Here is an 18,422-nt window from a genome sequence, read left to right as displayed (position 1 = left end):
AAAGCTCAGTTATATAGGGATAACTGAGCATAAAAAGGATGTGTATAATCACATCCAGAGGGTTCATCAATTCGGTGAGCAACTTATTCATTCTAAAATGAATCATCTTGCTGTGGCTGGTATTATGAGCTAATCATTTCATTTATACAAATATATTATTTATCTAACAAAAAAGGTGAAAAGCGTACCTTTTTTGTCACTTTCGCCTTTTTAATAAAATTATATTTTTATTTTTATTCAGCTTTTTTTGAGCATAAACTTCGCTGATCTTTGAAAATATAGTTGCAAATCAGATACAAAGAACAATCATTTAAAAAATAAATTGGTGCGTTTGTCTATTTTTTAAACAAACACACCTTTTAAGTTCATCTTTACGACGCTGTCTCTGCCAATTTCACCGAAGCTTTTACGGTTTTCTTCTGTGCCATGATAATGCCCACCAGAATCATCACACCGCCAATGGTATGATAAATGGTCCAGTGTTCCGACAGCCACAGACTGGCAATAATGGCAGTAAATACGGGCATCAGATTCATAAAAATACTGGTCCGGTTTGGCCCGATCGCCTGCACAGCAACCATCCACAATAAAGGTGCAATTAATGACGGGAACACACCTGCATAGAGTACACTGGCTGCATTGTCAGCATTAATGCCATCCAGCCCCAGCCACATTAAAAATGGCAGATGATAGATCAGGGCAAACGCAATCTGTACATAGAGACTGGTCATTAATGGCAACTGGACTTGCCATTTTTTCAGAAATACGCCATAGAACGCATAAAATCCTACCGCCAAGACCATGACTGCATCGCCCCAGTGACCGCCCTGCTCAAACAGGCTGGCAATACGGCCTTGGCTCATCACATAAATCAGGCCGGCGAAAGACAGTAAACTGCCAAAAATTGCATAGCGATTCGGTGCATCTTTTAAAATGAGATAGGAGATAAAAATAGTAAAAATAGGCACAAAGGCATTCACAATGCCCATATTGGTCGCGGTGGTATAATGTGCTGCGGTATAAGACAAACCTTGATAGAGCACCATACCAAATGCACTGAGTACCGCCAGTTTGGGGATGAAGGGGCGGATCAAAGCACGTTGCTTCCAGACCTTGGGCAACATAAAGGGTGTCAAGATCAGGAAGGCCACAAACCAGCGATAAAAACTGATACTGACCGGTGAAATATAATCGGCCACGTAGCGCGTTACCGCGATGTTAAGTGACCAAATCAACACCGCAATCAAAGGCAATACAAATGCCCATTTTTGGTATTTGGTAAACTGACCCATCATTTTTCTCACAATTTCTCAGCAATGGAGGTATTGTGGTAGATGTCCAAAATAATTGAAATATCGTATTTCAGACATTTATATCGCGCTCACGACATTGCTGCCTAGAACAGCTCCCAGGCTCGCATCGCATGCTCCACCACTTTATGCAGTTGCTCAACCGTTGCTCCATCTCGAGCCTGAATAGTTAGTCCCTGCACAACCGTTGCATAGAAGTCGGTCATTTCCTGTAAAGGCGCGGTTGCCGCCAGATCACCATCCGCGACTCCCTGCTCTAAACGCTCCAACAGTTTTTGCTTGGTCTGTAAACGTTTTTCCAGAATATTGTGTTGCACTGCCTGCGCATTATCCGAGCAGTTCATGGTCGCCACCACCAGCATACAACCTGCAGGTTTATTGGGTTGCGCTAACCGCTTGACGTTGTCATATAGATATAGCTCAAATGCAACTTTGGCGGTTTTGGCTTCTAAAAAAATAGGAACAATCGGACAGGCTTCATGGGCCAGATAATAATCAATACATTTATAAAACAGCCCGGCTTTATCACCAAAACTACTGTATAGACTCGGCGCAGTCAGTTCCAGAGCCTGAGTCAAATCACTGATCGAGGTCGCTTCATAGCCATGTGCCCAGAACAATAACATCGCTTTTTCCAGCGCCTGCTGTTCGTCAAAACACTTCGGACGACCACGCTTTTTTTTCAAGCTGTCATCACAGGGTGCTACTGTTGGCTCATGTGCATTGGTCATTGCTGTCACAAATATTTCATAACGATCACTATTAAATTAATTGACGACTCAACTTTAATCAACTATTTTATTTTATATCGATCGTTATAAAAACTAATGTTTTTTCAATTTTATTGTTATCCCTATAACAATAAAGGGAATTATTATGGAAAACTCCACTCCGGCAGACCTCAGTGCACTTGAATCCAATCCATCTCAAGGGAACTGGTTTGCCTTACTTTCCGTCACCTTTAGCGCATTTGCCTTGGTGACAGGTGAATTCCTGGCCATTGGTGTCCTCAATGACATCGCACGTGACTTTCAGATTTCGGTTGGAACAGCCGGTCTTACCGTTTCTTTAACTGCGATCGTCGGCATGTTTGCTGCGGTACTGATTCCAGTTTCAGCGAAGACACTAGATCGGCGTACCTTGCTGTTGATACTTACCCTGTTGATGATTATTGCCAATCTGCTGACTGCATTTGCCCCTAATTTCATGATTTTATTGTTCGGACGTATCATCCTGGGTGTGGCGGTGGGAGGCTTCTGGGCAACAGCCGTGGCATTAAGCGGTCGACTGGCACCACCGCATTTACCCATTGCCAAAGCGACTGCCTGGGTGGCTTTCGGGGTGACCTTAGCCAGCGTATTAGGGGTACCGATGGGGACATGGCTGGCTCAATATAATGGCTGGCAAACCTCTTTCACAGCGATTTCCCTTATGGGTGGCCTGCTTTTGATCTTCCAGTACCTTTATCTGCCTCAACTCAAACCTGCTTCATCTTTGCGCTGGAAAGAACTGCCGATTCTGCTGCAACACCCTGCCGCCCGTAAAGGCCTGATCATTTTTCTGTTTATGGGCTTTGCACATTTTGCTGCGTATAGCTACTTTTCAGCCTTCTTTAAACATGAGCTCGATTTTTCGGATAGTCTGATTAGCCGTTTACTGCTGGTCTATGGCATTGCGGGAATTTTCGGGAATATTTTTGCAGGCTACCTCGGCCAGATCAATATCCGTTATGCCTTTGCAGTCAGTGGCGCTGCGTTCTTGCTGGCATTTTTAGCGCTTCCGCTAGTCGGAGCCAATGTCATGCTTGCGATTGTATTAACGGCTTTATGGGGCTTCGCCTACGGGATTATTCCAACTGCGGTGAATATCTGGATGTTTACCCATGCACCTGAAGCGGTTGAAAAAGGCATGCCGATGGTGACTTTAACCTTTTTAATCCTGATTGCGCTGGGCAGCATGTTCGGTGGCCTGATTGTTGATCATTTTGATGGCACCATTTTATTTTTTGCCATGCTCCCACTGGTACTTTGTTCGCTTATCCTGATCTTTACACTGGCACGGGGCTTAAATAATCCCAAAGTTACTTATAAAAATTAATCCTTAAGCTACAGGTCAAACAGAAAATTAAACGACTTCTGTTTGATCTGTGAGAACAATCCAGAAATTTGCTTTTCCTCTTTTACAGTTCGCCCACTCCCATGATTCAGGGCGACTGTATTTTTCTTGAATCATCTCCTGCGTAGGTATTATGGCAGCTCATGCACAATTCGCATAAGTGGCCCAGATATTTTCATAACGATCACTATAAAATTAATTGACGGATTCTGTTTTATTCTTTATTTTATTTAATAACGATCGTTATAAAATAAAATTTCATCATTAGCTTTTGTCCTTGTGCTGACAAATCAGGAAAATCCCATGCAAGCATCCATCTCATCAGACGAGCAGCCCACGCAAACCACACAAGGAAGCTGGTACGCCATTTTGGCTGTTGCCATTGCGGCCTTTGCATTGGTCACTAGCGAATTTTTACCTGTCGGCGTACTCAATAGTGTCGCAGCCGACCTGCAGATCTCAGTCGGTACAGCAGGTCTGATCATTACCCTTCCCGGGGTGATGGCTGCGATTGCAGCACCACTGTTACCCGTATCGGTAAAACAGCTCGATCGACGCTATGTATTGATCTTGCTCACCGCAATCATGGTGATTGCCAATACCATTACCGCCTTTGCAGAGAGCTTTCATGTGCTGCTGTTAAGCCGTTTGGTGTTAGGCATTTCGATTGGTGGTTTCTGGGCAACTGCGATTGCTTTAAGCGGTAAACTGGCACCGCCTCATTTACCCATCGCTAAAGCCACTGCCATCGTCATGGCAGGCGTAACTTTTGCCACTGTGCTTGGTGTTCCGATCGGCACCTGGCTCAGCGAGTTTTATGGCTGGCGCAGTGCATTCGGTATTACTGCTGCTATTGGTTTGATTGTATTGGTGGTCCAGCTGATTTGCTTGCCTGAACTGAAACCTGAGTCTGCCATTCATTTCCGTGATTTACCTGCGTTATTGCGCACACCAAAAGCCCGTAGTGGCATGTTAATCGTATTACTGATTGGTCTCGCGCATTTTTGTGCGTATAGCTATCTGGCACCCTTCTTTAAAAACATTGCAGGCTTTAACGGTACTACTATCAGCTCGCTATTATTACTCTATGGAATTGCAGGTATTTTCGGTAATGCATTTGCAGGCTATAGTGGTAATCTGAATGTACGCTATACCCTGGCCTTTGTCGGGATCTGTTTTGCGATTGTGTTCTTTGGCTTCCCGATCTTTGCGATTCATGAGTTTGGTGCAATTGTATTAACCGCACTGTGGGGCTTTGCCTTCGGCGCTTTCCCTACCTCAGCCAATATCTGGATGTTTGTGCATGCGCCGCATGCGGTAGAAAAAGGTATGCCTCTGTTTGTCGGCATGTTTCAGGTCATGATTGCGACCGGTTCCTTACTCGGCGGTTATGTGGTCGACCATTTCAATGAAAATATCCTGATTTATGGCGTCATCAGCTTTGTGGCCATGGCATTGATCAGTATCTTTACTTTAGCCAAAGGCTTGAATAATCCTAAAATGACATGTGAAAACTAACAGTGAGTCTCTCTGGATGAAGCAGAATGTTGCTGAACAATTTCCCTTATTACGTGATATAGAAGTGCATGAATTTCTATATCAAAAAGATGATATTGTCAGCCCACATTCTTCAATCTGGGGAGATTTTAACTTTAGTTTAAACGGGACTTTAGAGTTTGATATTGAAGGACAATATTACTTGTCTCCACCCAGCTATGGATTATGGCTGCCACCGCGTACCGAGCATCAGTCGCTGCCCGTCGAGCACGAAATTCACTATATCTGTATTCGATTACATCCGCGGCTCGGCGCTTTTTTAGGTGATGTTTGCCGCTGTTTTAGTATTGAACCTTTTTTCCGTGCGCTGGTGATTCATATTCTGGAACAGCAAAAACTGGCTGCTGCACCCGAGTATCTGGAACACCTGCTGCAAGTTTTATATGATCAACTGAAACAGGCCCCTGCTTATTCGCATTATCTTCCGCAAAGTACCCATCCCGTTCTCGCGCCCATTCTGGAGCAACTGTCAGATCCAGCTTTATTTCAACTCAGCCTGCAGAAAGTCTTAGGAAATTTTGCGGTCAGTGAGCGTCATGTACTCCGTCTCAGCCAGCAAGAGCTGCAACTGTCATTATCAGAATGGCGTAATCGTGCAAAAATCATTTTTGCGATCAATCAGATCCGCCAAGGGATGACCATTAAACAGTTGGCATTTGCTTTGGGCTATCACCACAGTTCCAGCTTTATTGAGTTCTTTAAGCGTTATACCGGACAAACTCCGATTCAGCTAAAGAATGCTTCGCTCTAAAATAAAGGCTTGGTTTTTCTGATTATTTGTATGGATTCATATCAAGAGCATTGCACTCTGCGGTAATAGCAGTTAAAACAAACGGGTATTGTCACAACAACAAATTAGGACCTATCTCATGAGCCAGTCGGTTTATCACATCCCAGTTAAGGACATTAAAGGTCAGGATGTTGATCTTGATCAATATCAAGGCAAAGTACTCTTGATCGTCAATGTTGCATCTAAATGCGGCTTAACCCCGCAGTACGAAGGCCTGGAAAAACTTTATCAGGCCAAGAAAGATCAAGGTTTGGAAATTCTTGGCTTCCCTGCCAACAACTTTCTGGAACAGGAACCGGGCAGCAATGAGGAAATTCAGCAATTCTGTTCACTAAATTATGACGTGCATTTCCCACTTTTCGCCAAAATTTCGGTTGCGGGTGATGATAAGCATGCTTTATATCAAACCTTGACTCAAGCCATTCCTGAGCGTACGGGTGAAGGCCCTTGGTGGAAAGATCTGGTGGATTACGGCTTAACACCAAGCAACCCACCTGAAGTATTATGGAATTTTGAAAAATTCCTCATCAATAAGAAGGGTGAAGTGGTTGCTCGTTTTGCACCTGATATCACTGCTGACGACGAACGCATTGTCAGCGCAATTGAAGCTGAACTAGCAAAATAAGCATTGAAAATATAGAGAAAAGAATAGATTATCTGTTCTTTTCTTTTAACTCCCTAGACAGTTCCTTCTATTATGTTCCTAGGTCAAACTGTTGATGAATTGCAAAAATCACTTTTTTCTCCACATTTTCTCATTATAGTGACGCTCTTCTCATAATCTGGTGTAGTTCAGCCATGATGGAACGTTTCTCTATCAAAGCCATTCTCTCAGTAACCACCTTGGTGAGCCTATTCACACTGGCAGGTTGCGATCAGGTCCCTCATGACAATGAGCAAGCTGAGCAAAACACTGAGATTGAACAATCAATAACAACTTCTGAAAATACAGAACGTGAAGCAAGCATTGCTCAGGACACTCAAAACCTGAGTAAGGGTAATATGCTGAATATCGCCCGCGATATGGCCAAGTTGCAAATTGAAACTGATGACTATGTCACCCTACTCAAGCAATCACAAAGCAATCTTGAACAAGCGATTCAAGATAAGAATGTGCAGAAATTACAACATACTACAGGTGATTTAAACCAGGAACTGCATGGCTTACATGACGCTTTATTGTCGTTAAATTTGAAAAGTAATGAAGTCGATCAGATCCGCCAAAGTTTATTGAGTGCAAATCAGCAACTGCTCAATATGCCGTTATTGCATGGCCAAACCGATCTTTCCAAAATCGATTTTGCCAAGATCGAAAAACAGTTCAACACCATTCAAATGGATATGGTGAAACTGGCAACCTTGGTACTCGGCCATACAGATGATTCAAACGCTTAAACTATATTTATTTTAATTTTTGATTCCGCATAAAAAAAGCCACCTGACGGTGGCTTTTTTTAATCTCGAACCAGCAATAATTAAAGTGCGCGGTTTTTGATTTTACGAATCGTTTCAAGCTGAGCTGCAGTTTCTGCAAGCGAAGCAAGTGCAGCAGCAGAGTCCAAATCACTCTTTTGGTTGGCTAGCAATTGTTCAGCTTGTTTACGAGCTTCCATAATTGCCGCTTCATCCAAGTTGTCAGCGCGAATTGCAGTATCTGCAAGCACGGTCACAACGTGAGGTTGAACTTCTAACACACCGCCTGATACATAAACGATTTCTTCTGTACCATTTTCCAACTGAACACGAATCGGGCCCGGTTGGAGCAAAGTGACGAGTGGCGCATGTCCTGGTAAAATACCAAGCTCACCGCCCGCACCTTTTGCGATTAACATCGTAACTTGTCCAGAGTAAATCGACTCTTTAACACTTACAACATCACATTGCATCGTCGCCATGAGAATCTCCTTAAATTAGAGTTGCTAATTAAAGTTTCTCGGCTTTAGCAATCACTTCGTCAATACCACCAACCATATAGAACGCTTGTTCTGGGATGTGATCGTATTCACCAGCTAATAGACCTTTAAAGCCACGAATCGTTTCTTTAAGTGGGACTAATTTACCAGGCGCACCAGTAAAGACTTCAGCGACGTGGAACGGTTGAGAGAAGAAACGTTGGATTTTACGCGCACGGTAAACAACCAATTTATCTTCTTCCGCTAACTCGTCCATACCCAAGATGGCGATAATGTCTTTAAGCTCTTTATAACGTTGCAATACGTTCTGTACAGAACGTGCAATTTCATAATGCTCTTGACCAACAACCAATGGGTCTAACTGACGTGAAGTTGAGTCAAGTGGATCGATCGCTGGGTAAATACCAGAAGATGCGATGTCACGGCTCAATACAACGGTAGCATCCAAGTGAGCAAACGTTGTTGCAGGCGATGGATCTGTTAAGTCATCGGCAGGTACGTATACTGCTTGGATCGATGTGATCGAACCAGATTTAGTCGACGTAATACGCTCTTGAAGAACACCCATTTCCTCTGCAAGTGTCGGTTGGTAACCTACTGCAGATGGCATACGACCTAACAATGCTGATACTTCAGTACCCGCAAGTGTATAACGGTAGATGTTGTCGACGAATAATAATACGTCACGACCTTTACCATTTTCGTCTTTTTGATCACGGAAGTATTCAGCCATGGTCAAACCAGTTAACGCTACGCGTAAACGGTTACCTGGTGGCTCGTTCATCTGACCGTAAACCATGGCTACTTTGTCAAGAACGTTAGAATCTTTCATTTCGTGATAGAAGTCGTTACCTTCACGAGTACGCTCACCAACACCAGCAAACACAGATAAACCTGAGTGAGCTTTCGCGATGTTGTTGATCAACTCCATCATGTTAACGGTTTTACCAACACCAGCACCACCGAACAGACCAACTTTACCACCTTTCGCGAACGGGCAAAGTAAGTCGATGACTTTAATACCAGTTTCTAAAAGGTCAGTCGAAGCTGCTTGTTCAGCATAAGAAGGTGCTTGACGGTGAATCGGCAAACGCTCTTCAGTCGCTACAGGACCTGCTTCATCAATCGGGCGACCCAATACGTCCATGATACGACCAAGAGTCGCTGGACCTACTGGAACAGAAATCGGTGCATTTGTGCTAGTTACATTAAGGCCACGTTTAAGACCTTCTGTAGAACCCATTGCGATGGTACGAACAACACCATCGCCAAGCTGTTGCTGAACTTCTAAAGTAGTTTCAGTACCGTCAACTTGGAGAGCGTCATAGATCTTAGGAACGCTATTGCGCTCAAACTCGACGTCGATAACCGCGCCGATGATCTGAATGATACGACCGCTACTCATTGCTGTCTCCTCAATTCAAACTTAATAATGTTAAACGGCAGCGGCACCGCCAACGATCTCGGAAATTTCCTGAGTAATCGCGGCTTGACGCAGCTTGTTGTAAATGAGTTGTAGGTCTTTAATCAGTTGTCCTGCGTTGTCTGTCGCTGCTTTCATCGCGACCATACGAGCTGACTGCTCACATGCAACGTTTTCAATCACACCTTGATAAACCATAGACTCGATATAGCGAACCAACAAACCATTTAACAATTCTTCTGCTTCTGGTTCGTAGATATAGTCCCAACCATAAGTACGGTTGAGGTCATCGCCTTCTTCTGCCGGTGCTAAAGGAACAAGTTGTTCTACTTTAGGCTGCTGAGTCATTGCATTGATGAAGCCATTTGAAACGAGATAGATACGATCTAGTTCGCCTTTATCAAATGCATCAAGCATTACCTGTACTGAGCCTGTTAACTGTTCCAAACTCGGCGCATCGCCAAGTTGGGTGGTTGCACCAAGCACTTTACCGCCGTAATTCTTAAAAAACGAAACCGCTTTTTGACCAATCAAAGCAAATTCAACTTCAATTGACTGCTGTTGTTGTGCTTTGACATGCTGCACAACTTTCTTGAACAAGTTAATGTTCAAGCCACCCGCCAAGCCACGATCTGAAGACACCACGATATAGCCAACGCGCTTAACCGGGCGTTCAACCATATAACGGTGTTTGTATTCAGGGTTTGCTTGGACCAAGTGAGCAATTACACGGCGCATATTATCGGCATACGGACGGCCCTGAGCCATGCGCTCTTGCGCACGACGCATTTTCGAAGCAGCTACCATTTGCATCGCGCGAGTAATCTTTTGCGTGCTCTTGATACTAGCTACTTTGGCGCGAATTTCTTTTAAATTTGCCATACGCTTAACCTAGTAGTCGAAAGCTCTTTCGAGCTTCCGAAGGTTGATCCGTGAACCAAACTTAACTAAAGATAAACTTAGTAAGTTTGAGTCGCTTTGAAGCTCTCAATACCTGATTTGATTGCTGCTTCGATGTCTTTGTTGTAATCACCAGTTTCATCGATCTGTTGCATTAACGCCGCATATTCAGAACGGAAGTAAGAGATTAACGCAGCATCAAAGTCTACGATTTTCTTCACTTCTACGTCAGCCATATAGCCTTCGTTAGATGCATAAACAGATACAGCCTGGTCAGCGATTGAGTAAGGAGCATATTGTTTTTGCTTCATTAACTCAGTTACACGTTGACCATGCTCAAGTTGCTTACGTGTTGCTTCGTCAAGATCAGAAGCAAACTGAGCAAACGCAGCCAATTCACGGTATTGCGCTAGAGCGGTACGGATACCACCAGACAATTTCTTGATGATCTTAGTTTGCGCAGAACCACCAACACGAGATACAGAGATACCCGCGTTCACAGCAGGACGAATACCTGCGTTGAATAATGATGTTTCTAGGAAGATCTGACCGTCAGTAATCGAAATTACGTTCGTTGGTACGAATGCAGATACGTCACCAGCTTGAGTTTCAATGATCGGTAATGCAGTTAAAGAACCAGTTTGACCAGTTACTGCACCGTTCGTGAATTTCTCAACATAATCAGCTGAAACGCGCGAAGCACGTTCAAGAAGACGCGAGTGAAGATAGAATACGTCACCTGGATACGCTTCACGACCTGGTGGACGACGTAAAAGTAATGAAATTTGACGGTAAGCAACAGCTTGCTTAGACAAATCATCATAAATGATTAACGCGTCTTCACCACGATCACGGAAGTATTCACCCATTGTACAGCCAGAGTACGGAGCCAAATACTGCATTGCTGCAGGATCAGCGGCCGCAGCTGCGACAACAGTGGTATACGCCATAGCGCCAGTTTCTTCTAGCTTGCGTACCACGTTTGCAATTGTTGATTGTTTTTGACCAATCGCAACGTATACACATTTAATGCCAGAGTTTTTCTGAGCGATGATCGCATCGATCGCCATTGCTGTTTTACCAGTTTGACGGTCACCAATAATCAACTCACGCTGACCACGACCTACAGGGATCATGGTATCAACTGATTTATAACCAGTTTGAACAGGTTCGTCGACAGACTGACGCCAAATTACACCTGGTGCTACTTTTTCAACAGCATCAGTAAGTTTTGCATCAATAGGGCCTTTACCATCAATCGGGTTACCCAAAGCGTCTACGACACGGCCAAGAAGTTCAGGACCAACCGGAACTTCTAATACACGACCTGTACAACGAGCTTTTTGACCTTCTTGCAGGCTTAGGTAGTTACCTAAAACAACGGCACCCACTGAATCCTGTTCTAGGTTCAGTGCCATACCAAATAAGCCGCCGTCGAATTCGATCATTTCACCGTACATTGCATCCGCAAGACCGTGAATACGCACGATACCGTCAGATACCATGACGATGGTACCTTCATTCTTAGCGGTCGCGCTGGTGTCCAGATCGCCGATACGCTGTTTAATGAGCGCACTGATCTCGGATGGATTCAGTTGTTGCATTGCGCTATTCCTCAATCTTTTTTAAGTTCAGTCTTTTTGCTGTTAGGCAAGAAGACGAGTCCGCATTTTTTCAAGCTTGTTAAGCGCAGAGTCATCTATCACTTGGTCGCCTGCACGAATCACAACACCTGCGATTAACGCTGGATTCACGTTGACAGTAACCTGAACGGTTCTGTTAAAACGTTTTTCAAGCGCATGAGCCAAAATGTGCTCTTGTGTCGCATCCATTGGGAAAGCAGATTCAATCTCTACTTCCAATGTGTTGTTGTTCTGCGATTTAAGTAATTCGTATTCTGCAGCGATTTCAGGCAATAAAACCAAACGATCGTTATCCGCAAGCAATGTCAAAAAGTTAGACACTGATTGTGATTGATCTTCACCTAAAACCTTTGCAAAAAGACCTACTTGTTCCGCAGGAGTCAGCTCAGGGCGATTTAAATAAGCGGAAAATGCTTCGTCTTGCACCGCAGCACCGAGCAGTTGTAACGCATTTGACCAAGCGTCAGTTGCATTCTGCTCAGATGCATAAGCAAATGCTGCTTTGGCGTACGGGCGTGCTAACGTCAAGAGTTCAGCCATATTCGCCTCGCTTAAAGTTTAGCAGCCAGCTGATTCAGCATGGCATTATGAGCTTCTGCGTCAACTTGTTGGTTCAGAATTTTTTCTGCGCCAGCAACTGCCAAAGCAGCAACTTGTTGACGTAATTCTTCGCGAGCAGAATTGATGTCCTGATCAACAGTTTCTTTCGCCTGTTGACGGATACGCTCACCTTCAGCAGATGCCTGGGTACGCGCTTCTTCGATCAATTGTGCTGCACGACGGTTCGCTTGTTCGATCAATTGAGCCGCTTGTGCTTTTGCTGCATCTAACTCTGCCTTAACTTGTGCTTGCGCATCAGCAAGGTCAGCTTTTGCTTTTTCAGCAGCATTTAAGCCATCAGCGATTTTACGCTGACGCTCACTAATCGCATTGATTAGTGGAGGCCATACAAACTTCATGCAGAATGCGACAAAGATCGCAAATGCAATTGCTTGGCCAATCAATGTGAGGTTGATATTCATTTCGCTATTCCTCAATATGTGGATTTAGGAATTAAGCTATTAACCTACAAATGGATTAGCGAAGATGAAGAACAAGCCAATACCAACACCGATCATAGGCACAGCATCAAGAAGACCCGCGATTAAGAACATACGAGTTTGAAGTTGTGGAGCCAATTCTGGTTGACGAGCAACAGCTTCTAAGAAGCGACCGCCTAAAAGACCGAAACCAATCGCAGTACCTAAAGCACCGAAAGCGATCAAGATAGCAGATGCAATTGCAACTAGACCTAAAGTGAGTTCCATGAAAAATTCCTCAGAGGTTAGGTTATTACCAAATTAAACTAAAATTTAAGCCCAACCATCAGGTGACAGTTAGGCAATACCATTAATGCTTTTCGCTTGCCATGCTCAAGTAAACGATGGTCAGCATCATAAAGATAAATGCTTGCAGCGTGATTACAAGAATGTGGAAGATAGCCCAAGGCACAGATAACGCCCACTGGATCCAGAACGGTAATAATGCGATCAAGATGAAGATCAACTCACCCGCATACATGTTACCGAACAGTCGTAGAGCTAACGAAACTGGACGAGCAAGGAAAGTTACTAATTCCAAAATTAAGTTCACTGGAATCAATAACGCTTTTGCAACTGGGTTACTTGGGTTGAATGGGTTAAGTGCCAATTCACCGACGAAACCGCCGATCCCTTTCTCGCGAATACTATAGAACAAGATAAGAACAAATACAGACAACGACATACCAAGGGTAATGTTCGGGTCAGTAGATGGAACAACCTTGAAGTAAACGTGGTGAGGGTCCATGCCAAATACGTTTGCACCAATCAATTGAGCTGTATACGGAATCCAGTCAACCGGGATTAAGTCCATTGCGTTCATGAGGAAAATCCACACGAAAATGGTTAATGCCAAGGGTGCAATTAAGCGTGATTTGCCGTGGAAAGTATCACGAACACTTGAGTCCACAAACTCGATAATCATTTCAATTGCTGACTGGAATTTAGTTGGAACACCTGCATTCGCAGCTTTCGCAACTGTCCAGAACAACAAACAGAAAATCACACCAAGTCCGATAGACCAACCCATTGAATCCAAGTGAATTGCAGTGAACCCCATCGAATGAGCTTCTTCAGCAGTCTCAGCCAATTTCCATGTACCGTCAGGCATTTTGCCATAGGTCATATTGGTCAAGTGATGCTTGATATACTCGGTCGAAGTCAGGGCATGTTCTTCAGCAGCCATAAATCACACCTGGTCAATGTCAATCATTAAAAAGAAGAGAAACGAATCATGCGAATGGCAATAATTCCGCGTCTACTTCCAAAAATCTTAAAATGTGTCTTACACTCGTTTTTGTAGACGTGCCACCCAAAATGGCGCGACCCACGACATCGCTTGTACGAGAATAAATCCACAAAACAATGCAACCGGTGACAGCGGTTTAACATTGCTCAAAATTAATATAAAACCCACGATCACAATCGCAAACTTACCGAGCATCCCTCGGTACATATTCAGCATGACTTGTTTTGATGCTCTTGCGCCTGCCGTTCTAAACGACTGCCAAGCAAAATAACAATGTGCCAACCAACATACCAAAGCCCCAAGCGCAGCACTCAAAGCAGCAGTTGTGTCTGTCATTGCCCATGCCAGCAAAGCGGCAACAGGAATCATACATGCCTGTAAGAAGACCAAAGCTTTTGCTAATCGTCGGTCAATCATGCGACTAGTTTGGCTCATTTTTTACCCACTTACAGCATAACTGCTTGACAAGTTTTAATCATGATCGTTTCGAATCGCAGGCATTATAGAGTTACACCCCTGAACATGCAATCTTTTCTCGACTTAAGTCTGGTTTTTTCGTTACCATATTTTTTGACGCTAGAGTCAATTGATTTTTATTTTTTCCATCAATTTTGTGCACTTATTACGCACTTATCGGTTTTTGAAGCCAATTTTTTCCACGCTGTTACAAAATTGTCTTCACCGCGCATACTTTCATCGACGGGTTGGAAAACTACTGGGTTCATTTTTTGATACTGACCCGAACTTGCTGTCGTTTCGGCCAATAAGCACATTTTACTCTGCGGACGATTGTCTCTTAAGTACTTAATTTGCGCAGCAGTCGGGGCAATATGTGGATCATCAGTCAGTGCACCCGCAAATTTCAGGTTCAAGGCTCTTTCCAGATATTGATAAGCATCATGGTAAGACCAGTAGTTTTTGGCTTTGCTTGAGCTTTCGTATTGTTGGGATGCCTGCAACATTTGTTGTGAGAATGCTTTGGCATTGGCAAGATATCTGGCTTTATTTTCTGGATATTGCTGTGAACGCAAGGTCGCAATAAAGAACGCAATCCGCACTGCATTATTTGGTTCTAACCAGACATGGCTATCCACGGTGTTGGCCAAGGATGCGCCACGCAGGTTACGTTGCGGCAACACTGTCAAGATTCCCGAGTCCAGCAAGGCAATCGCCTTACGATTCTGGCTCAACATCTTTTCGAGGGGAGCTTCATGCGACTTGCCTAACCAGATCACTAAAGAAGCATCCTGAATGGCCTTACGGTGCGCTGGGGTCAGTTGTACATCATGACCACTTTGATCTTTTAACAGGAGTATCGGTTCCTCTACCCCTTCTGTGACTTCTTTCGCAATCAGGTAAATGGGATGTGTTGAAACCACCAAGCTTTGTGTCCAGCCCCATGTACTTAACATTGAAAACAAGACGAGAACGATTAGGCGGGACATCACAGGATTACTCAATTTGGCGAAGCATGTTATAATATAACAAAAGTTGCAAAATACCTATGTCTATTTTCAGATTTGCCGCACGATCCGTCGTGCACATCACTTATATAGATAGTTATCATAAATTGCATGTTATGATAGCAGGGCTATTGAAACCTCAGCGCGCCATTTAGTGCCAGTGAAGAATCAATAGGCTCTACAAAAATAATGAGGTCAATCTATGAGTTCTTGTTCACACGAACATGACAATGCTTTACATGGTGTGCACGGTCATCACGATATTAAAGCGCGACTTGCCGAAGCAGAACTTTTATGTACTGCGGCTGGCGCACGCCTGACACCTTTGCGTAAAGAAGTGCTTGAACTCATTTTGAATGCAACCGCACCAATGGGTGCCTATGACTTATTGGCGAAGATAAAAGGTCAGGCCGATCGCCCTGCTGCGCCACCTACGGTGTACCGCACTTTAGACTTCTTATTGGAAAAAGGTCTGATTCACCGCTTAACCTCTATTAATGCCTATATTCCATGTTGCCACCCGCGTGAAGGCCATCAGGCTGCATTCCTGATTTGTACTGAATGCCATTCTGTAAAAGAAGCCTCCGCCCAGGGACTGATCCAACAACTTGATCAACTTGCTGCCTCAGACCAGTTTTCCGCTCAACATAGCATTATTGAAATTTCTGGAAAATGTCATCAGTGCAGCACTCTTCAATAAGCACTCCACTTATTCAACTGGAGGGTATCTCGGTTCGGCTTGATGAACGGGATATTTTGAGAAATGTGGATTTTGCCTTACAGGCAAAAGAGATTGTGACGCTGATTGGTCCCAATGGCGCAGGTAAATCGACTCTCATCAAAGTCCTGCTGGGGATTATGTCCCCGACCAAAGGCAAAATACATTTCTCAAAAAAGCTAAAGCTCGCCTACGTTCCGCAAAAGTTTAATCCTTCTGCCAGCCTACCTTTACGGGTACAGGACTTACTGGATCTGGAAGTTTGCGAAGCAGGTTTACGTGCAGAAATTATTCGTGACACGGGTATCCTGAAATTACAGTCATCCAAGGTACAGCAGCTTTCCGGTGGCGAACGGCAACGCGTTTTACTTGCAAGAGCCTTATTACGCCAGCCTGACATTCTGGTACTGGATGAACCGATGCAAGGTCTGGATATCCAGTCCGAAGCGGAACTGTACGAATATGTGCGCAGCCTGCCAGAACGCTATGGCTGTGCCGTCTTGATGGTCTCCCATGATTTACAGTGGGTCATGCAAGGTACACATCGTGTGGTCTGCCTGAATAAACATATTTGCTGTAGCGGTTTACCTGAAAGCATTCAGCAACACCCCGAATATCAGGCCATTTTTGGTACGCAACGGATGTTTTACCAGCATCATCACAATCACTGCGGACACAGCGACCATGCCGAGCCCTGCTCACATGATCCACGCCCCCATATTCACCCTGAGCCAAAGGTCTAAGCCATGATGGAATGGTTACAACTCCTGTTACCCGCCTGGATCATGGGGTCATTGCTGGTGTTCCTGACCGCGCCACTCGGTTGTCTGATGCTGTGGCGCAGAATGTCTTTCTTCGCCGATACCATGGCCCATGGCACCCTGCTCGGGGTCGCAATTGCAGGAATACTCAATTTACCGTTTTGGTTAGGTGTTGCCTGTCTGGCCTTATTGCTGGTGGCTATTCTCTGGGTATTGCACGACTCACGCTTGCCGAATGATGCATTGCTGGCTTTAAGCTCTGCGACTTTGCTCTGTTCAGGCCTGCTACTGATCCAGCAGGTGCCAAGTTTACGCCCAGAATTGCTCAGTTATTTATTTGGTGATCTGCTCAGTATCGAATGGACTGACTTGCCCATGTTTGCCATTGTCATTGCAGCCGCATTGATCGTGCTATACCGTTCATGGTCCGCGCAGATCCAGATTGCGATTGACCCTGATATTGCCATGAGCGAAGGTGTCAGTGCCAATTGGCAGCGCCTGGTCTTTATGTTGTTGCTGGCACTATTTACCGTTCTGGCATTACGCGCGGTGGGTTCATTACTGATGGGTGCCTTACTGGTGATTCCTGCATTAAGTGCTCGCCTACTCGCCCACTCTCCAAAACAAATGGTGATCTGGGCCTTTATACTGGCTCAATTCGGTGTGACCGTCGGTCTCTGGTCGAGCGCGGCCCTGAATATTTCGACAGGCCTAAGCATTGTGTTATGTATGGCGCTGTGTTTCGCCACTATTTTCCTCGTGCAAAAACTCAAAAGCCAAGCTCAATCGGCCTAATCGGGTCATTAACTAGACTGTTGAATCGCACTTAATAACAGTGCTGCCCCAGTAAACATCACGGCAAAACCACGATTTAAATACTTTTGTTGTGATGGAGAGCGAAGCAGTCTCAGTACTTTCGATGCTAGTCCGGTATAACCGGCCATCACAATCAGGTCGATGCTCACCATCGTGATCGCCATGATCAGGTATTGCGACCATTGTGGTCGACTCAAATCCAGAAACTGTGGCAACACCGCAAGCAAAAACACAATGGCTTTGGGGTTGCTCATGTTCACCACAAAGCCTTTCAATATTAATGCGAAAGCAGATTGATATTGTTCCTGCTGGATCTCAATGGTTTGAATGGGCGCAGTCCACTGTTTATATGCCAGATAGACCAGATAAGCCACACCAAACCATTTCACCGTCTGAAACGCCCAAGGCGTGGTCGCAAACAGTACCCCCACCCCTGCGGCCACGATCAAGAATTGGATCATCAAGGCGATTTGTAGCCCAATGACATTCCAGTAGCCATGCCGAAAACCGTAATTGAGACCACTCGACATGGAAGCAATGGCACCTGCACCTGGCGAGATACTAATTACCCAGCACGCCAACATAAAAGCAACCCAGACCTGCACAGACATAACGATGATATCGGCTCATAAAAAAATAAATTATATCGATTTAATGCGGGATATGACGACATTATAGGCAATAA

At 44.6% G+C, this 18,422-nt stretch carries 21 protein-coding genes; 8 read left to right on the top strand and 13 right to left on the bottom strand.

All coding sequences use genetic code 11. From position 1 onward, the window contains the following. Positions 1–371: 371 nt before the first annotated feature. Together ACNQO6_RS17510 and ACNQO6_RS17505 are read right to left on the bottom strand one after the other, a co-directional pair. Positions 372–1,292, bottom strand: a complete 921-nt coding sequence (locus ACNQO6_RS17510) for a DMT family transporter (RefSeq protein WP_440209802.1) — start codon at positions 1,290–1,292, stop codon at positions 372–374. A 104-nt stretch (positions 1,293–1,396) separates the two neighbouring features. After that, positions 1,397–2,050 (bottom strand): TetR/AcrR family transcriptional regulator, encoded by a 654-nt coding sequence (locus ACNQO6_RS17505; protein ID WP_165569319.1) that lies wholly within the window; start codon positions 2,048–2,050, stop codon positions 1,397–1,399. Between the two features lie 136 nt (positions 2,051–2,186). Between ACNQO6_RS17505 and ACNQO6_RS17500 the strand changes: the two genes are divergently transcribed. The 5 genes from ACNQO6_RS17500 to ACNQO6_RS17480 all read left to right on the top strand — a co-directional run bounded on the left by ACNQO6_RS17500 (position 2,187) and on the right by ACNQO6_RS17480 (position 7,167). Next, the gene (locus tag ACNQO6_RS17500; protein WP_343581519.1) at positions 2,187–3,407 is read left to right on the top strand and encodes an MFS transporter; all 1,221 of its coding nucleotides are present in this window, start codon (positions 2,187–2,189) and stop codon (positions 3,405–3,407) included. 321 nt (positions 3,408–3,728) lie between these two features. Continuing rightward, positions 3,729–4,943: an MFS transporter gene (locus tag ACNQO6_RS17495; protein WP_440209791.1), complete on the top strand. Its 1,215-nt coding sequence runs from the start codon at positions 3,729–3,731 to the stop codon at positions 4,941–4,943. A 16-nt stretch (positions 4,944–4,959) separates the two neighbouring features. Continuing rightward, positions 4,960–5,733, top strand: coding sequence for an AraC family transcriptional regulator (locus ACNQO6_RS17490; protein WP_032871001.1), 774 nt, complete (start codon positions 4,960–4,962; stop codon positions 5,731–5,733). 118 nt (positions 5,734–5,851) lie between these two features. Further along, positions 5,852–6,397: a glutathione peroxidase gene (locus ACNQO6_RS17485; protein WP_440209790.1), complete on the top strand. Its 546-nt coding sequence runs from the start codon at positions 5,852–5,854 to the stop codon at positions 6,395–6,397. A 173-nt stretch (positions 6,398–6,570) separates the two neighbouring features. Beyond that, the gene (locus ACNQO6_RS17480; RefSeq protein WP_440209789.1) at positions 6,571–7,167 is read left to right on the top strand and encodes a hypothetical protein; all 597 of its coding nucleotides are present in this window, start codon (positions 6,571–6,573) and stop codon (positions 7,165–7,167) included. Between the two features lie 80 nt (positions 7,168–7,247). Here ACNQO6_RS17480 and ACNQO6_RS17475 read toward each other — a convergent pair whose 3' ends face one another. The 10 genes from ACNQO6_RS17475 to ACNQO6_RS17430 form a co-directional block, all read right to left on the bottom strand. Next, on the bottom strand, positions 7,248–7,667 hold the full coding sequence (locus tag ACNQO6_RS17475; protein ID WP_005228378.1) for a F0F1 ATP synthase subunit epsilon: 420 nt from the start codon (positions 7,665–7,667) through the stop codon (positions 7,248–7,250). Positions 7,668–7,695: 28 nt separating this feature from the next. Continuing rightward, entirely contained in the window at positions 7,696–9,090 is a 1,395-nt protein-coding gene (gene atpD / locus ACNQO6_RS17470; RefSeq protein ID WP_004930535.1) for a F0F1 ATP synthase subunit beta, read from the bottom strand. Between the two features lie 30 nt (positions 9,091–9,120). Next, positions 9,121–9,990, bottom strand: coding sequence for a F0F1 ATP synthase subunit gamma (gene atpG / locus ACNQO6_RS17465; RefSeq protein ID WP_004773227.1), 870 nt, complete (start codon positions 9,988–9,990; stop codon positions 9,121–9,123). A 77-nt stretch (positions 9,991–10,067) separates the two neighbouring features. Beyond that, positions 10,068–11,612, bottom strand: coding sequence for a F0F1 ATP synthase subunit alpha (atpA, locus tag ACNQO6_RS17460; protein ID WP_004773229.1), 1,545 nt, complete (start codon positions 11,610–11,612; stop codon positions 10,068–10,070). Positions 11,613–11,654: 42 nt separating this feature from the next. After that, positions 11,655–12,191, bottom strand: coding sequence for a F0F1 ATP synthase subunit delta (locus ACNQO6_RS17455; RefSeq protein ID WP_004773231.1), 537 nt, complete (start codon positions 12,189–12,191; stop codon positions 11,655–11,657). 11 nt (positions 12,192–12,202) lie between these two features. Further along, the gene (locus ACNQO6_RS17450; protein WP_004656525.1) at positions 12,203–12,673 is read right to left on the bottom strand and encodes a F0F1 ATP synthase subunit B; all 471 of its coding nucleotides are present in this window, start codon (positions 12,671–12,673) and stop codon (positions 12,203–12,205) included. Positions 12,674–12,712: 39 nt separating this feature from the next. Further along, entirely contained in the window at positions 12,713–12,958 is a 246-nt protein-coding gene (atpE, locus tag ACNQO6_RS17445) for a F0F1 ATP synthase subunit C (protein WP_000424060.1), read from the bottom strand. Positions 12,959–13,040: 82 nt separating this feature from the next. Next, the gene (atpB, locus tag ACNQO6_RS17440) at positions 13,041–13,916 is read right to left on the bottom strand and encodes a F0F1 ATP synthase subunit A (protein ID WP_004656527.1); all 876 of its coding nucleotides are present in this window, start codon (positions 13,914–13,916) and stop codon (positions 13,041–13,043) included. 99 nt (positions 13,917–14,015) lie between these two features. Next, positions 14,016–14,414 carry an ATP synthase subunit I gene (locus ACNQO6_RS17435; protein ID WP_440209788.1) on the bottom strand — a complete coding sequence of 133 codons (399 nt, stop codon included), beginning with the start codon at positions 14,412–14,414 and terminating at the stop codon, positions 14,016–14,018. Positions 14,415–14,584: 170 nt separating this feature from the next. Beyond that, positions 14,585–15,424, bottom strand: a complete 840-nt coding sequence (locus ACNQO6_RS17430) for a metal ABC transporter substrate-binding protein (protein ID WP_343578397.1) — start codon at positions 15,422–15,424, stop codon at positions 14,585–14,587. A 220-nt stretch (positions 15,425–15,644) separates the two neighbouring features. Here ACNQO6_RS17430 and ACNQO6_RS17425 point away from each other — a divergent pair, with 220 nt between their 5' ends. Genes ACNQO6_RS17425 through znuB form a run of 3 tightly spaced genes read left to right on the top strand, consistent with a single transcriptional unit; the run spans position 15,645 to position 17,716 of the window. Next, positions 15,645–16,142 (top strand): transcriptional repressor, encoded by a 498-nt coding sequence (locus ACNQO6_RS17425; protein WP_343578398.1) that lies wholly within the window; start codon positions 15,645–15,647, stop codon positions 16,140–16,142. Next, positions 16,115–16,903, top strand: a complete 789-nt coding sequence (gene znuC / locus ACNQO6_RS17420; protein ID WP_440209787.1) for a zinc ABC transporter ATP-binding protein ZnuC — start codon at positions 16,115–16,117, stop codon at positions 16,901–16,903. Before ACNQO6_RS17425 ends, znuC begins: the two co-directional genes overlap by 28 nt. Before the next feature lie 3 nt (positions 16,904–16,906). Then, positions 16,907–17,716, top strand: coding sequence for a zinc ABC transporter permease subunit ZnuB (gene znuB / locus ACNQO6_RS17415; RefSeq protein ID WP_343578400.1), 810 nt, complete (start codon positions 16,907–16,909; stop codon positions 17,714–17,716). 8 nt (positions 17,717–17,724) lie between these two features. Here znuB and ACNQO6_RS17410 read toward each other — a convergent pair whose 3' ends face one another. Beyond that, positions 17,725–18,348 (bottom strand): LysE family transporter, encoded by a 624-nt coding sequence (locus ACNQO6_RS17410; protein WP_440209786.1) that lies wholly within the window; start codon positions 18,346–18,348, stop codon positions 17,725–17,727. Positions 18,349–18,422: the final 74 nt, after the last annotated feature.

This window comes from Acinetobacter calcoaceticus (assembly GCF_051947995.1).
GTDB lineage: Bacteria > Pseudomonadota > Gammaproteobacteria > Pseudomonadales > Moraxellaceae > Acinetobacter.
This window is presented reverse-complemented; position numbering and strand designations above follow the sequence as displayed.

What these genes read in the sequence shown, in the direction of transcription:
- ACNQO6_RS17510 (WP_440209802.1), bottom strand. Translation starts at nt 1,292, where the DNA reads ATGGGTCAGTTTACCAAATACCAAAAATGGGCATTTGTATTGCCTTTG.
- ACNQO6_RS17500 (WP_343581519.1), top strand. Translation starts at nt 2,187, where the DNA reads ATGGAAAACTCCACTCCGGCAGACCTCAGTGCACTTGAATCCAATCCA.
- ACNQO6_RS17495 (WP_440209791.1), top strand. Translation starts at nt 3,729, where the DNA reads ATGCAAGCATCCATCTCATCAGACGAGCAGCCCACGCAAACCACACAA.
- ACNQO6_RS17490 (WP_032871001.1), top strand. Translation starts at nt 4,960, where the DNA reads ATGAAGCAGAATGTTGCTGAACAATTTCCCTTATTACGTGATATAGAA.
- ACNQO6_RS17485 (WP_440209790.1), top strand. Translation starts at nt 5,852, where the DNA reads ATGAGCCAGTCGGTTTATCACATCCCAGTTAAGGACATTAAAGGTCAG.
- ACNQO6_RS17480 (WP_440209789.1), top strand. Translation starts at nt 6,571, where the DNA reads ATGATGGAACGTTTCTCTATCAAAGCCATTCTCTCAGTAACCACCTTG.
- ACNQO6_RS17475 (WP_005228378.1), bottom strand. Translation starts at nt 7,667, where the DNA reads ATGGCGACGATGCAATGTGATGTTGTAAGTGTTAAAGAGTCGATTTAC.
- atpD (WP_004930535.1), bottom strand. Translation starts at nt 9,090, where the DNA reads ATGAGTAGCGGTCGTATCATTCAGATCATCGGCGCGGTTATCGACGTC.
- atpG (WP_004773227.1), bottom strand. Translation starts at nt 9,990, where the DNA reads ATGGCAAATTTAAAAGAAATTCGCGCCAAAGTAGCTAGTATCAAGAGC.
- atpA (WP_004773229.1), bottom strand. Translation starts at nt 11,612, where the DNA reads ATGCAACAACTGAATCCATCCGAGATCAGTGCGCTCATTAAACAGCGT.
- ACNQO6_RS17455 (WP_004773231.1), bottom strand. Translation starts at nt 12,191, where the DNA reads ATGGCTGAACTCTTGACGTTAGCACGCCCGTACGCCAAAGCAGCATTT.
- ACNQO6_RS17450 (WP_004656525.1), bottom strand. Translation starts at nt 12,673, where the DNA reads ATGAATATCAACCTCACATTGATTGGCCAAGCAATTGCATTTGCGATC.
- atpE (WP_000424060.1), bottom strand. Translation starts at nt 12,958, where the DNA reads ATGGAACTCACTTTAGGTCTAGTTGCAATTGCATCTGCTATCTTGATC.
- atpB (WP_004656527.1), bottom strand. Translation starts at nt 13,916, where the DNA reads ATGGCTGCTGAAGAACATGCCCTGACTTCGACCGAGTATATCAAGCAT.
- ACNQO6_RS17435 (WP_440209788.1), bottom strand. Translation starts at nt 14,414, where the DNA reads ATGAGCCAAACTAGTCGCATGATTGACCGACGATTAGCAAAAGCTTTG.
- ACNQO6_RS17430 (WP_343578397.1), bottom strand. Translation starts at nt 15,424, where the DNA reads ATGTCCCGCCTAATCGTTCTCGTCTTGTTTTCAATGTTAAGTACATGG.
- ACNQO6_RS17425 (WP_343578398.1), top strand. Translation starts at nt 15,645, where the DNA reads ATGAGTTCTTGTTCACACGAACATGACAATGCTTTACATGGTGTGCAC.
- znuC (WP_440209787.1), top strand. Translation starts at nt 16,115, where the DNA reads ATGTCATCAGTGCAGCACTCTTCAATAAGCACTCCACTTATTCAACTG.
- znuB (WP_343578400.1), top strand. Translation starts at nt 16,907, where the DNA reads ATGATGGAATGGTTACAACTCCTGTTACCCGCCTGGATCATGGGGTCA.
- ACNQO6_RS17410 (WP_440209786.1), bottom strand. Translation starts at nt 18,348, where the DNA reads ATGTCTGTGCAGGTCTGGGTTGCTTTTATGTTGGCGTGCTGGGTAATT.